This is a genomic window from Shimia marina, assembly GCF_001458175.1.
Taxonomy (GTDB): Bacteria; Pseudomonadota; Alphaproteobacteria; order Rhodobacterales; family Rhodobacteraceae; genus Shimia; species Shimia marina.
Genome location: NZ_CYPW01000027.1, coordinates 520,820 through 534,039 on the forward strand (window position 1 = coordinate 520,820; position 13,220 = coordinate 534,039).

Sequence of the window (13,220 nt, forward strand, 5' to 3'; positions counted from 1 at the left end):
TGCGCTAACAGACGGTGCAATCCACGCCTCATGCGCCGTATTGCCAGGGTGTCGCTTGGAAGGCGTAGCCGTCTTGCGCGCGTCGCACCTTGCCCAATCCTGGGAAGTCGATGTGTGCGCCCGTCAATAAGAGATCATCCGCGACCGCACGATCAAGCAATTTCAGGCGGGTTTGCACGGTTTGTTGCGCATCCGTATCAAAGGCGACTGTCATGCCAGGGGTTTCAAATTGCAGTGCAGTCAGGTGGATAACATCCCCCCAGAACAGTAGCTGCTTGTCCGCAGATTTCAGGATGTAGCCAGAGTGACCTGGTGTATGGCCCGGAAGGGGCAGGGAGGTGAGACCCGAAACCACTTCTTCCTCACCCGTGTGGAGGATCAACCGATCTTTATATGGCGCTACCGAGTTCCTTGCGATTTGGAAAAAACCTCGGGCGCTTTCCGGCACGCTCGCCATAATCGAGTCATCATGCCAGAAACGGTATTCCTCATCGGCGATGGAAATTTGTGCATTGGCAAAGACCGCGGCGCCTTGAGCATCAATCAAGCCGCCCGCATGGTCTGGATGGATATGTGTGAGAGCGATCATTTCAATTGTATCTGGCCGCACGTTGAGTGCGTTCAGTGCTGCCTGCAGATCTCCAAGCGTGTCTCCCAATAAATTGGACGTACCGGCATCAATCAAAATACGCCTTCCGTGCATCTCAATGAGGAAGGCGTTCACAGGGATCCGTACGCCGCCAGCGTATAGTGATTGCTGCGCTTTTTTCAGAGAGGCCTTAGCGCGGTTTTGCTCAAAGCCAGTGATCAAATCTGGCGCAATGTCGATGTAGCCGTCCAGAAGTGCCGTTACGGTCGCATCACCAACCGTAAACCGATAAGTCCCCTGAAAGGGGGTATCGGCTGCCGAGCTAGCAAATGAAAGTGAAGGCGCAGCAAGTGCAGCAGGGGTTGTCGCTGCGAAGGCCAAGAGAGATCTGCGGGTAATAGACATTAGGAGCTCCGTTATCAAAAGAGAGTGTTGTCCAGAAAATATCTGGCTGAACTCAATTAATGCGCGTAAATTCAGTTTCGTACCGCTGGATCGCTAATATCGACCATAAGGAAATCTAATATCATGGATCGCTTGGGACTGCTTGAAACTTTGATCAGCGCCTTAAGCGCAGGTAGCCTCTCCGGCGCAGGCCTGCGACGCGGTATATCTCAATCAGCCGTTAGCCAACAGTTGCGTCAACTGGAAACCCACCTCGGACAGCAGCTCCTGCATCGCTCTTCTCAAGGTGTAACGGGGACACGTGCGGGCATCCTTGTGCAAGAGCATGCGCAGAAACTTTTGGAACGCTATGAGTTGATGCTGGCTGAGCTGGAGGCGCTTGATCAGGATGTGAGTGGGAAAATACGGATCAGTGCTGGAAATTTCCTTGGGCGCGTTGTTTTTGGGCCTGTTTTGCTCGAGTTGGGCAAAGTGCATCCAGATTTGGATATCATTCTCCGACTGGACGACAGGATGGTAGATGTCGTTCGCGAAGGATATGATCTGGCGATCCGCGCAGGTAAGCTCGGGGACACCGCTGGCTTTGGGCGCAAAATAGCGTCCCTTGAAACTGTTTTCTTCGCCAGCCCGACGTATCTTGAGGCACACGGCAGGCCAGAATCCCCCGAAGACCTAATGCATTTGAAGTTTATTCAGCATCGTGAAGAAAAATCAGGGGGACAGTTTATACTTCATAAAAGTGGGGTGGCACATGAGGTGCCTGTGCGCATTGGATTCACCGCCGATGATCCGGAAATCATCCTAAACGCGGTCCGCACCGGTATGGGATACACGCGCGCGGCGCGACTTCTGATACAAAAGGAACTGGAGGTCGGGATCTATGAAGAAATCTTGCCCAGATTCATCGCGCCGAGGAAAGACGTGTTTGCGCTTTCGCCAACAAAGACTGTTCCTGGATCCAAGGTTGATCTGGTGATCAACGCATTTGTCGACAAGCTTGCCACGTTGAGCGCAGGGCTTGAAGAGATTGAAGCAAATGCAAAAATGACGGCTTGACGCCCTTCGCACCATCTCATAACCACTCACATGACGGGCCTGTAGCTCAATTGGTTAGAGCAGAGCGCTCATAACGCTTTGGTTGCGGGTTCAAGTCCTGCCGGGCCTACCAAAAACCGTCAAACTCTGAGCAACACTGGCTTCGTATGCGGGATATAGCGCTTAACGAATTCGCTGGTCGATGCTGTTCTCAACACCTTTGATGCGAATGCTGCGCGCGCCAGCAAGCTGTTGATCTGTCAGGACCGTTGCGGAGGTAAGTTGGCGTGTGATATCGGAGCCACCAATGATCGGTTTACTTGGCGGTAATGCCATAAGGTCAAGTGTCAGCACACCGCTTTCAACGGAGCCGCCATCCCGTGCGATAAGTCGCACATCATGCATGCCGTGCGTTGAGGCGACACCAACCACCAAGATAAGTTGACCTTCTGGGACACGGTGTGTTTCGACACGGCTGATGCGCTGTACTGGGACGCCGATGTATTGCGCCTGTTCTTGACTGACGGAAAATGACTGCCCATCGGAGGTTTGCTCAGGAATCAAGGGATTCACATCTGTTTGAACTGTGCTTTCCCTGTCAGCACCCCACCAATTTGCCGGGTTCCACCGGGACTGACATGCAGAGAGTGTAAGAGTTGCAGTCAGCAAAAACAGGACAGGTGCGCGCATTGATCAGCCTCATTCTTTGCCCCATGGGTTAGCCTATTCATCGGCCTTTGAAAAGCGCCTTAGAGGTGTATCAGTTTTGAGGTAGACCTTTGGGGTTTGGAATATTAGGTGAAAGAAACCAATCTGGAGACCGGCTGACATGGCGACGCAAGCTTTTGAAGACATTGTGGAGGACTTCGAGTTCATTGAGGACTGGGAAGATCGCTATCGCTATGTGATTGAACAGGGCAAAGACATGCCCGTGTTGGAAGAAGCGCTGCGCGTGCCTGCCACCAAAGTGGATGGATGTGCCAGTCAGGTTTGGTTGCACCCCAAGATTGAGGCCGGTGTGTTTTCCTTTGAGGGCGCCAGTGACGCGATGATTGTGAGCGGATTGATTGCAGTTTTGCGCAAACTCTATAACGGGTTGCCTGTGGCCGATGTTTTGAGCGTGGACGCGCGTGCAGAAATGGAGCGCCTGGGGTTGAACGAACATCTGTCCTCTCAGCGTTCCAATGGGCTACGGGCAATGATCGAGCGCATCCGTCTGGTGGCGAGCGAAGCGGTTTAGCACTGTTTTCATGCCCTTGCGGGCATTGTCTCGACAGGGATGTGTGAAACTCAAAAAACTTAAGGTGAGGCTTTGCTGGCGCGGTCGCGATAGTGGTTGAGCACGAAGAGACGTATCGCGGTTGCGAGGCCGGTATCTAGGTTGCGGTTGGCATCAATTTGCGCGGCGAGTTCGTTGATTGGCGTGTCTGTTTCCGCTGCGATATCACGAAAGGCCCGCCAGAAATCATCTTCGAGAGACACACTTGTGCGATGGCCGCGCAAGGTCAACGAGCGCTTAATGGGACGGCTCATGTAGGAGGCGTGTCCCGCTCTTTGCCATCCAATATGTGTTTGGCCTTTGCAGCCTCTTTCGCTTCTTTTTGCTTTTGCGCCTTGGTGCGCCCGAATTTCACCGCGTTTTCATCGGCCTGCGCTTTTTGGGTCGCGCGGGCTTTGGATTTGCGAAACGTGTTGAGATTGATGATATCAGCCATGTCCTTAATATTGGAACGATGTGGCACAAAAGAAAAGAGGCGGCTTGGGGGCCGCCTCTGATTTATAGCTATTTTACCGAGGATCAGTCTTTGGGGCCAATCATCTGCTCTGGACGCACAACTGCATCAAAGGTTGCCTCATTCACGAATCCAAGCGCGATGGCTTCTTCTTTGAGGGTGGTGCCGTTCTTGTGCGCGGTCTTGGCAACGGTGGTGGCGTTGTCATAGCCGATGGTTGGCGCAAGGGCTGTCACCAACATGAGGCTTTCTTTCATCAGCTTGTCGATGCGTGGTTCGTTGGCCTTGATGCCGTTGAGCATACGCTCGGTGAAGCTATCGGCCACGTCACCCAGAAGTTGCATGGATTGCAGCAGGTTGTAGCTCATCATCGGGTTGTAGACGTTGAGCTCAAAGTGGCCCTGAGAGCCGGCAAAAGTCATGGCGGCGTTGTTGCCCATCACGTGCGCGGCAACCTGTGTCATCGCTTCGGCTTGTGTTGGGTTCACTTTGCCCGGCATGATGGAAGAGCCTGGCTCGTTTTCTGGCAGGATCAGCTCTCCGAGACCGGAACGTGGGCCGGAGCCGAGGAAACGGATGTCGTTGGCGATTTTGTACATTGCGCCAGCAACAGTTGCGAGAGCGCCGGACATGAAGACCATCGCGTCATGGGCCGCTAGTGCTTCAAATTTGTTTGGCGCAGTCACAAACGGCAAGCCGGTGATTTCAGCCATATTGGCTGCTACAGCCTCGCCCCATCCTTTCTGGGTGTTCAGTCCAGTGCCAACGGCGGTGCCGCCCTGCGCCAACTCGTAGATGCCGGGAAGGGCCGCTTCAACGCGGGCAATGCCCTGACGGATTTGGTGGGCGTAGCCGCCAAATTCCTGCCCAAGCGTTAGCGGTGTCGCATCTTGAGTATGGGTGCGACCGATCTTGATGATATCTTTGAATGCTTCGGATTTTGCTTCAAGACCTTCGGCGAGTTTGGTCAGGCCGGGCAGCAGCACGTCACGCACAGTCATTGCAGCCGCGATGTGCATCGCGGTTGGGAAAGTGTCGTTGGAAGACTGACCCATGTTGCAGTGATCGTTGGGGTGCACTGGGTCTTTAGAGCCAATCACGCCGCCAAGAATTTCGATTGCGCGATTTGCAATCACCTCGTTGGAGTTCATGTTGGACTGGGTGCCGGAACCGGTCTGCCAGACAACCAGAGGGAAGTTGTCGTCAAACTTGCCTGCAACCACTTCAGACGCTGCCTGAATGACAGCGTCTGCAATTTTTGCGTCCATCTTGCCAGTAGCTTTGTTCTGCATGGCGCAGGCCTGTTTGATCACACCAAGTGCGCGCACGATAGCGACTGGTTGCTTTTCCCAACCGATTGGGAAGTTCATGATCGAACGCTGGGTCTGTGCGCCCCAATACTTTTCGGAAGGAACCTCAAGCGGGCCAAAGCTGTCGGTTTCGGTGCGGGTATCTGCCATCATGACCTCCGGTAAAATATGTCAGGAGTGTCATAGCGCAATGGGGGCAAAGTGCAACACTGTATACCGTGGGATACCGCTAACAGCCCATCTTCGCTGATAGCAGCTGCTCAATACAGAAATGAACCGTAAGGTTGCTTATCAGATCCATCCAGAAGCAGGCCGCGGCCTTTAACGTGGCGACTTACTTTCGGAAGCTATCCAGCGACACAACTTCAGCGTCTTTACGTGGTTCTTCTACGATCTCTTCTAGATTGATCTCTTCGGGCAACTCATCGAGCAATTCTTCCTCTGCTTCATCATCTTGCGTCTCAAAACGCAGGCCAAACTCAACGGAGGGATCTACAAACGTCTTGATTGCATTGTAGGGGATGTAAAGCGGTTCTGGTGAATCGCCAAAATTCAGTGTGACAGCGAAGCCTTCGTCCGTGACGGTCAGATTATCGTACCAATGCTGCATCACAACGGTCATTTCGCCGGGATAGCGATCCGCCAGCCATTCGGCAATTTCGACATCAGGATGTTGAGTGTCAAAAGTGATGAAGAAATGGTGTTCCCCGGGGAGACCCTTCGTTTGCACGTCTTCGAGGACAGTCTGAATCAGGCTGCGCATGGCGCGGTGCATGAGGTTTCCATAGTCGATGTTTTCGGACATGAAAGGGCTCCGTTGGTCTCCTGTTTCGACAATAACTTATTGTACGGGAAACGAAAGGTGATCCAGTCGAAAAAACACTCAGAGCAGTGCCAAAAATGTTGAAGCAGCGGTGCAAAGGCTGAGTGTTACCAGAAGAGGCAACCTCAAGATGAGAAGCACCAGCAGTGCGAGCGCGGAAAGGGCACCTGCGGTGACATCGAAGCTGCTGAGAATGGGGAGGGGGCCGGCTATGCTTGGCTTAAGCTGTGCAAACAAAAGATTTATTGTGAACCAGAGGCTTAGGTTTGCAATGACACCCAAAACAGCTGCGGAGATGAGCGCGAGTGCGTGACTGAGGCGTGGCTCGGAGAGGATCCGTGCAACATGCGGGGCACCGGCGAATATCCAAAGGAAACAGGGTATAAAGGTGCACCAAAGCGCCACTGCACCTGCTGCCAAAGCCAAAGCAACGCCACCTTGTCCATGCCCAGAAAGTGTGGCGACAAACTGTGTTACAAGGATCAGGGGGCCAGGGGTTGTTTCGGCGAGACCCAAGGCGTCCATCATTTGATCGGTGGTGAGCCAGCCATAGTCTTGCACAACGGTTTGCACCATATAGGCAAGTAAAGCGTACGCGCCCCCAAAACTGACAATTGCCAGCTGCGAGAAAAACAGGGCAACCTCTTTTAAAAATCCGCCTTGCAAAAATAGCAGAAAGACGGGGATGGCCCAAAGGCTTCCCCACACCAAGATGGCCTTAAGGCTTTCTTGCATCGCCGAGGCGCCAGATTGAGCAGGGCTTGCTGGGACTTGTATGGGGTCATCAGAGGGCCATAAAAATCCAATCGCTGCGGCAAGAAAAATCACGGCAGGAAATGGCATTAATCCGGCATAGAGGCTTACGAAGCTTAGAAGCGCAACTGCCACATTAATCTTTTTTGTCAGTACTTTGCGCGACAAATTTAATAGCGCTTGCAACACAATTGCCACCACGGCAGCCTTCACACCAACGAAGGCCGCCGCGACCAATGGCATTGCACCATACAGGGCGTAGCTAATCGCGAGCCCAAAAATCAATACGGCGCCAGGCAACACGAACAGTGCACCTGCGATCAAACCTCCTAAGGTCCCACGCAGTTTCCAACCGCAAAAGGTTGCAAGCTGCATGGCCTCGGGCCCTGGCAGGAGCATGCAGAACGACAGTGCGCCGAGAAATTCTTTCTCTTTGAGCCAGCCGGTCCTTTCAACCAATTCCTGATGCATCAGCCCGATTTGAGCGGCGGGCCCTCCGAAAGAGAGGAACCCGATCCGGGCAAATACCCTAAGAATCTGCGTGATATGAGGCGCATGTGACATGCGCCTATCGCTAGCGACACGAGTGAATGTTGCAAGCGCTTTATTTGTGTCAGGCGACCTTTTGGCCGGTCAGACACATTGCCATGGTTTGCTCCGGCAAGAAGCCGAGTTTTTCAAAAAACGCGACGAGATCGAAGTTGTTATAGGCTTCTACCATAATCGCGCCTTCAAAACGGACGAAGAGTTGACCAAACCCGGTGATCCTTTCACCTGATACCGGATTCATGATGCTCATGGTCCAGAGCGCTGCGGCCCAATCCCCATCAACCATGACTTTTTCTACGCAGACGATCGGATCTTCGACCAATGCAAGATACATGGTTGCCATCTCGCGGAAGTCTTCTGGACCTACGCCAAAACCTGGCAGCACGCCCTCGGCGGTGCTGTCCGGGCGGAACATTTCGTCAATTGCGTCCATATCCTGTTCGATCCAGACGCGGCGGAACCAGTCCTCTATGATTTGCTGCTTGTCCACAGTCATAATAGTGCCTTCCTGTGTTATCCCCACAACGACGCTAAAACCCCAAAAGTAAGCGAATAGTTAAGAAATACGGTTCAATGCAGGCAAAATTATGGTTTTGTGAAGAAAGTTGAAAATTAGGCATTTCGCAATTGCTGTTACGAAAAAGTCAACAGCAAAAGCGCCTTAAAACACACGTTTTTTGATCGTGATGAAGATGTGATTTGGTCGATGATTCTCTGGCGTGAGGTGCAGGATTCTGTTGCCAGGTTCCTGCGGACCCCGCCTGAGGCAGCTAGCGTCAGGACTTAGATTTCGGTGTTAGGCACTGCTTACGCAGCGACTGCTACCGGAGCACGATTGTCATTTGCAATTGTACAGTTTTCGCCGATAACGGTGGCAGACAGCCGAGACAAAGCTAACTTCTTTAGACGTCCGTCGATCCTGTTTCGTCCCCATGATCCCCAAATGAAGGATGTTTGGTGGAGACGCCGGGTACCGCCCCCGGGTCCGATCCGTTTATTACAAGCGCGTTTATGTCCATAGTTCCCGAGGGAACATGTTCTAGATAGTGGTGTTGCGCGCGGGGTGCAAGCGCCGTTAACCTGATTTTGGCGCGTCAGTATCGCGTCGGTATCCCAACCGTATCGCGGCGGCGCCAAATTCGACCAATTCGAAACCTAAACGCAGCGCACGTTGCGTGTTTTACCGGTGCTTTTAGAGATGGCCTTCGAGACGATAATGGCCGGTCATTGGGTAAAGCGGCAAAAAATCATCGAGGCGTGTGCCCAAACCTGCATTGTGTAAGATCAACGGGCGGCTGCCATCGCGCGAGGTGCGATCCGACACAATGCCAATGTGCGGCCTGCCGGGGGCGATTTTCCAGGTGATGATATCGCCGGGTTGGAAATCAGATTGCAGCGTCGGCGCAGGCAGGGCGGCTCCGATATGTTCGAAGTAGCGGCGCAGGTTTGGGACTCGGCGATGGTCAATATTGCTATCGGGGCGTGTGAGACCCCAGTGATTGGGATAGCTGGCGAACCGATTGCGCATGTCTTGATGAACCTGTTCTTGCAGATCTATCTGATGTGCGTCGCGCAGGGCGCGGATCACCACATCTGTGCAGACGCCATCACGACGCGGGATGTCCCCGTTGGGATAGGAGAGCGCAACATAGGCAGGATCATAATTCACGGTGACGCCGATTTGCGATGCGGCGCTGTTGATGATATCTGTGGCCCAAGGTGTGCTGGATAGGCTAGGGGCGGGATGTAGGGGCAGACCTGTCAGACGCTCAACGGTGAACACAGCCTGACTTTGCAGGAGGTAGCGCCATTTCGGCTGGCTCCAGATGATGGCGGTGGATGCCAGTAAGGCGCTGACGACCATAGCGGTGAGAACTTTCCAACTCACAATGCAACCTCAGTTTTTCGCCACTCTGGGGGATCTGTAGATGGGCAACAATTCCAATGAAATCATTGGGCTTAATTGAGCAAAGATCCGCTTTCTGCGACACGTGCCTTTGCATCAAGAGATGCTTTGCGTGACCTGTGCTTTTATAGACACGAGGATTATTTGGGCGTTTTGGGCGCTCAAATCGACTATTTCGCTCGAATTTGGGTATCTCTTCGAAAAATTGTTGACTTTGCACGCCATCCTCTTGTCAAATTTTACCATAAGGTAAAAAACAGGGATGCAGCAATGACCTCACTCGCCACAAAGTTTACGGGCCTTGAATTCGTCAATCCTTTTATTCTGGCCTCTGCGCCGCCCACGGAAAGCAAGCGCAAAATCCTGAAAGCCTTTGATGCTGGCTGGGGGGGGGTCGTGACCAAGACGATTGGGCTGCATCCTGTTGAAAATGTCGCTGGCCCCAAAACCATCTATCAGCGCACCAGTGAGGAGAAGCCCTATGTCTCACGCATGAAGCGGCCTGATACGGTGTCACATTCTTCGTGGAACTGGGAATTGATTTCGGATCAGCCGCTGGAGCAATGGCTGCCCGACCTGAAGGACATCAAAGAGGCCTATCCCGACAGAATGGTGATTGCCTCCATCATGGCGGGGGCGGGCAGTGAAGAGGAGATGGACAACTGGCGCAAGCTGGCGACCTCTTGCGTGGAGGTGGGCTGTGACGCGCTGGAACTGAACCTGTCTTGTCCGCATATGGATCGTAAAGACATGGGCGCGCATGTGGCCAATGATCAAGAGATCATTCGCTCCATTCTGAAAGCTGTGACGGAAGTGGTGGATGTGCCGATCTGGGTCAAGCTGACCCCGGCGACATCGACTTTGGTGGATGCGGCGCGCGCGGCCTACGAGGCGGGGGGCTCCTGTATTTCGCTGTGCAACACCTTTCCATCATTGCCACTGATGGATCCGGAAACCCTGAAGTTTGAAGCGGAAGTGGATGGGCTTGTGACCTCTGGCGGGCAGGGTGGGCTGGCGATCCTGCATCAGGCTTTGTTGCGTGTTTCTGATATTTCAAAGGCCTTTCCTGACAAGGAAATCTCTGGCATCGGCGGCATTCGCGGCTTTCGTGAGGCGTTTAACTTCATCGTGCATGGGGCGGGCAATCTGCAGATCTGCACGGCGGCGATGGAAGAGAAAGGCAGTGGCGGCGTGGGTGTCAAGCTGATTGAGGAATTGAAGACCGATCTGGTGGAGTATCTTGAGCGCCATGGCCATGACTCCATCGAAGCGTTTCGTGGGATTGCGCGCGAGAGGATCGTAGAGCACTCACAGGTGCGTCGCAAAAGCGACGACTACAATGGTGGCTATTTGGAACCAACAGCGGCGGAGTAAAGTTCGCCGCGATCCGTATGGCGGGGCTGTGGTGATCGCGCTGGATCTCAAAGAAATCGGGCGCTTTGCGATATTGCAAGCGCCCGATTTGTGTTTGTGAGGCCAAGTCTACAGCATTGGATTGCGCCAGATCCAGACAGCGGCAAACACCCCGGCAAAAAGGGACAGTGCCATGATCGCATATCCGGCCTGCGCCGCGCCAAAACTGTCTGACGCATAGTTCAGAGCTTCGGCGATGTAATTCATGATCCCGCGTTTTCCCTTCATGGTTTCTCCCTGCGCCATTTTGCGGCCCACAGAGAAAAAGAAACCAAACAGAAGGGAACTTGCGATGATGGTTGGCAAAGTGAAGCGTAGTTTTTCCAACATTCTAATGTGCTCTGCCGTTATGTTTGTGAGGTTTTATCAAGGCCCAATCAGGCGGCGTAAGAGGCATCCCAGAAGGCGCGTTCCAGTTTGGCAGCGCGCAGGAACATGGTTTCGACCTCGGATCGGGCGGTGTCGCTGAGGCTGTCCCATGTGATGTCCAACTGGCCGCGCAGGTATTCCACCACGCCTTCAAAGCCCTCTCCGGCATGCAGAGTGATCCATTCAGCGAAATAGAATGGCAGCTCTTCTTTGGGAGGGTTCACGGGGGTGGCCCAGCTCAGATAGACCCATTCGGCCACGACCAGCACCGCCAGCATCAATTCATACCGTCCAGAGGCGGCGGCTTCGGCCATCAGCGCATTGAAGCCTTCGGTTGGCGGGGCGGGCGGCGCATTTTGCGCGGCCTCATCCATGCCAAGCGCCTCAAAGGAGCGCAGGAAGTAGGTGTTTTCCGGGCCAGTGACCAGTGCGAGGAACTGTGCGGCAGGCACGCTGTCCGCTAAGGTGGGCGCATGGGCGATGGCACTGGCCAGTAGGCGCACGAAATTTCCGACAAACTGGTAATCCTGCGCCAGATACCAGCGCATCTTATCAAGTGGCAGCGTGCCGTCGGCAAGCTCAGTGCAGAACGGGTGGGTTGTGGCGGCGATCCAGTCATCGCCAGCAAGGCTGCGCAGGTGATCGGTAGGGCGCATGAAGTCTGTCTCCTGTTGCTCGGCGGTGCGGGCCGCTTTCATGGGCAGAAAACGCAGATTTTCGCGCGGGTGCAAGGCGATAGTGCGCTTTGCTTCAGCGTTTTGCGCGGGCGGCCATGGCCTCTTCGCCAAGCGTGAGCGTATAGGCGGTGAGCTCGGCCAGAGCTGTGTCGGCGGCGGCTCCGTTGTTGTGCTCCAGCGCGTCGGCGATGCGGGTGTGCAGCCCGATGATCACATCGCGATTGCGCTGGGTGAAGGTGATCATATTCATCAAGGGCTGCATGGCCTCCACCGCACCGGCGAGTTGGTAGGACAACACCGGGTTGCCCGCACCATCCACCAAGGCGCGGTGAAAGGCGACATCGCTGTCACAGAAGCGTTCATCGGAAAGACCCGGCTGTGCCTGACGGTGAATTTCTGCGCGCATGGTGGCGAGGTGATCAGGGGTGCAGCGCGCGGCGGAGAGCGGGGCACAGGCGCGCTCCAGCGCGAAGCGGGCCTCACAGGCGGTCTCAAAATCCACTGCGTTCATGGAAAGCAAAAGCGTGCTGGTGGTGATATGCTGCGCATAGGCCTCATCATAAGACAGACGCCGCACAAAGGCCCCGCCGGAGGCCCCGCGGCGGGTGCGGATAAGGTTTTGCGCCGCCAGCCGTTTAAGCGCTTCGCGCACGGTGGGGCGGGAGACATCAAACTGATCGGCCAGCTCCGCTTCAGAGGGCAGGCGTTCATCCACGATCATGTCGCCGGAGATGATGGCATCGCGGATGGCTTTGGCGATCTGAGCGGAGAGGTCGGCGGGGTTTTGAGGATCGATTTTCAATTGTCTGACATTTAGTGTTTGCTGTGTGTTTAATTGTCTGACATTTTAAATCCAAGAAACGAGTCGCGGCAAGAGGAGGAATGCCGAGATGGTCGCAGATCGCATCCGTTCCATGACCGGTTGGCACTGGCTGACACTGTTTGGCGGCATTTTCGCAGCTTGGATTGTTCTGTTTCTGATGGCGGTGCCCGCCGAGATGCGCGCAATGAGCGCGGTTTACGGCGCGGATTTCTGGGAGAGTCTTTGCACCATAACGCCCGATGCCGCCGGGTTTCTGCGGGTCTTGCTGATGTGGGTTGTGATGTCAGCGGCAATGATGGCGCCCACCGCATTGCCCGCCTTTGCCACTTATGAGGATTTGTCTCAGCAATTTGAGACGGCGCGGTTTGGCGTTTTGGTGAGCGGGTATCTGGTGATCTGGATTGGGTTTTCCGTGATGGCCGCTGCGGTGCAGATGGGGCTGTTTCAGGCGGGGTTGATCGGGGCGCTTGGCGAGAGCCGTTCCGCGCTTTTGTCGGCTGGATTGCTTTGGATTGCGGGCATGTATCAGTTCTCTGCTCTTAAAGAAGCCTGCTTGAGCAAATGCCGGATGCCGATGTCCTTTTTTCTTCAGCATTTTGAGGAAGGGCCTTGGAGAAATGGGCTGCGGCTTGGATTGACCTGCTTGGGATGTTGCTGGGCGCTGATGCTTTTGGCCTTTGTGGGCGGAGTGATGAACATCGCCTTCATGGGGCTCGCAACCGTGATCATGATTTTTGAGAAACTGCCTGAGATCGGGCGCTGGGTGACCAAACCTCTTGGGGTGGTGTTGCTTCTGGCATCCCTCTGGATCGGGTTTGGCGCAATTTGACCGTTT

At 54.4% G+C, this 13,220-nt stretch carries 16 protein-coding genes, 1 tRNA gene and 1 other RNA gene; 5 read left to right on the plus strand and 13 right to left on the minus strand.

Annotated elements, in window-relative coordinates; translation table 11 throughout:
- Positions 1-28 precede the first annotated feature (28 nt).
- On the minus strand, positions 29-811 hold the full coding sequence (locus tag SHM7688_RS15125; RefSeq protein WP_233486619.1) for an MBL fold metallo-hydrolase: 783 nt from the start codon (positions 809-811) through the stop codon (positions 29-31).
- Positions 812-1,117: 306 nt separating this feature from the next.
- Here SHM7688_RS15125 and SHM7688_RS15130 point away from each other — a divergent pair, with 306 nt between their 5' ends.
- Positions 1,118-2,050 (plus strand): LysR family transcriptional regulator, encoded by a 933-nt coding sequence (locus tag SHM7688_RS15130; RefSeq protein ID WP_058240763.1) that lies wholly within the window; start codon positions 1,118-1,120, stop codon positions 2,048-2,050.
- 35 nt (positions 2,051-2,085) lie between these two features.
- Positions 2,086-2,162: transfer RNA gene (locus SHM7688_RS15135), tRNA-Ile, on the plus strand.
- Between the two features lie 50 nt (positions 2,163-2,212).
- On the opposite strand, the gene SHM7688_RS15140 is transcribed toward SHM7688_RS15135, so the two are convergent.
- Positions 2,213-2,719, minus strand: coding sequence for a hypothetical protein (locus SHM7688_RS15140; protein ID WP_144432600.1), 507 nt, complete (start codon positions 2,717-2,719; stop codon positions 2,213-2,215).
- Between the two features lie 139 nt (positions 2,720-2,858).
- Between SHM7688_RS15140 and SHM7688_RS15145 the strand changes: the two genes are divergently transcribed.
- Positions 2,859-3,269: a SufE family protein gene (locus SHM7688_RS15145; RefSeq protein ID WP_058240765.1), complete on the plus strand. Its 411-nt coding sequence runs from the start codon at positions 2,859-2,861 to the stop codon at positions 3,267-3,269.
- Between the two features lie 59 nt (positions 3,270-3,328).
- Here SHM7688_RS15145 and SHM7688_RS15150 read toward each other — a convergent pair whose 3' ends face one another.
- The 8 genes from SHM7688_RS15150 to SHM7688_RS15180 all read right to left on the minus strand — a co-directional run bounded on the left by SHM7688_RS15150 (position 3,329) and on the right by SHM7688_RS15180 (position 9,085).
- Positions 3,329-3,562, minus strand: coding sequence for a ribbon-helix-helix domain-containing protein (locus tag SHM7688_RS15150; RefSeq protein WP_058240766.1), 234 nt, complete (start codon positions 3,560-3,562; stop codon positions 3,329-3,331).
- On the minus strand, positions 3,559-3,744 hold the full coding sequence (locus SHM7688_RS15155) for a DUF4169 family protein (protein ID WP_058240767.1): 186 nt from the start codon (positions 3,742-3,744) through the stop codon (positions 3,559-3,561). The genes SHM7688_RS15150 and SHM7688_RS15155 overlap by 4 nt, the downstream gene beginning before the upstream one ends.
- Before the next feature lie 83 nt (positions 3,745-3,827).
- Entirely contained in the window at positions 3,828-5,222 is a 1,395-nt protein-coding gene (fumC, locus tag SHM7688_RS15160) for a class II fumarate hydratase (RefSeq protein WP_058240768.1), read from the minus strand.
- A gap of 184 nt (positions 5,223-5,406) precedes the next feature.
- Positions 5,407-5,877, minus strand: a complete 471-nt coding sequence (locus tag SHM7688_RS15165) for an SspB family protein (protein WP_058240769.1) — start codon at positions 5,875-5,877, stop codon at positions 5,407-5,409.
- 78 nt (positions 5,878-5,955) lie between these two features.
- Positions 5,956-7,212 (minus strand): chromate efflux transporter, encoded by a 1,257-nt coding sequence (chrA, locus tag SHM7688_RS15170; protein WP_058240770.1) that lies wholly within the window; start codon positions 7,210-7,212, stop codon positions 5,956-5,958.
- Between the two features lie 49 nt (positions 7,213-7,261).
- On the minus strand, positions 7,262-7,693 hold the full coding sequence (locus SHM7688_RS15175; RefSeq protein WP_058240771.1) for an ester cyclase: 432 nt from the start codon (positions 7,691-7,693) through the stop codon (positions 7,262-7,264).
- Between the two features lie 227 nt (positions 7,694-7,920).
- Positions 7,921-8,270: a transfer-messenger RNA gene (ssrA, locus tag SHM7688_RS19460) on the minus strand.
- A gap of 119 nt (positions 8,271-8,389) precedes the next feature.
- Positions 8,390-9,085 (minus strand): DUF1287 domain-containing protein, encoded by a 696-nt coding sequence (locus tag SHM7688_RS15180; RefSeq protein ID WP_199556625.1) that lies wholly within the window; start codon positions 9,083-9,085, stop codon positions 8,390-8,392.
- Positions 9,086-9,373: 288 nt separating this feature from the next.
- On the opposite strand from SHM7688_RS15180, the gene SHM7688_RS15185 reads away from it, so the two are divergent.
- Positions 9,374-10,477, plus strand: a complete 1,104-nt coding sequence (locus SHM7688_RS15185; protein ID WP_058240772.1) for a tRNA-dihydrouridine synthase — start codon at positions 9,374-9,376, stop codon at positions 10,475-10,477.
- 108 nt (positions 10,478-10,585) lie between these two features.
- Here the strand turns inward: SHM7688_RS15185 and SHM7688_RS15190 are convergent, their stop codons facing one another.
- The 3 genes from SHM7688_RS15190 to SHM7688_RS15200 all read right to left on the minus strand — a co-directional run bounded on the left by SHM7688_RS15190 (position 10,586) and on the right by SHM7688_RS15200 (position 12,364).
- A complete protein-coding gene (locus SHM7688_RS15190; protein WP_058240773.1) occupies positions 10,586-10,846 on the minus strand; it encodes a hypothetical protein in 261 nt (86 codons plus the stop codon).
- A 47-nt stretch (positions 10,847-10,893) separates the two neighbouring features.
- A complete protein-coding gene (locus tag SHM7688_RS15195; RefSeq protein ID WP_058240961.1) occupies positions 10,894-11,541 on the minus strand; it encodes a TenA family protein in 648 nt (215 codons plus the stop codon).
- Between the two features lie 94 nt (positions 11,542-11,635).
- Complete coding sequence (locus SHM7688_RS15200) at positions 11,636-12,364, minus strand: FadR/GntR family transcriptional regulator (RefSeq protein WP_058240774.1); 729 nt, start codon at positions 12,362-12,364, stop codon at positions 11,636-11,638.
- Between the two features lie 88 nt (positions 12,365-12,452).
- Between SHM7688_RS15200 and SHM7688_RS15205 the strand changes: the two genes are divergently transcribed.
- Positions 12,453-13,214 (plus strand): DUF2182 domain-containing protein, encoded by a 762-nt coding sequence (locus SHM7688_RS15205; RefSeq protein ID WP_223229184.1) that lies wholly within the window; start codon positions 12,453-12,455, stop codon positions 13,212-13,214.
- Positions 13,215-13,220: the final 6 nt, after the last annotated feature.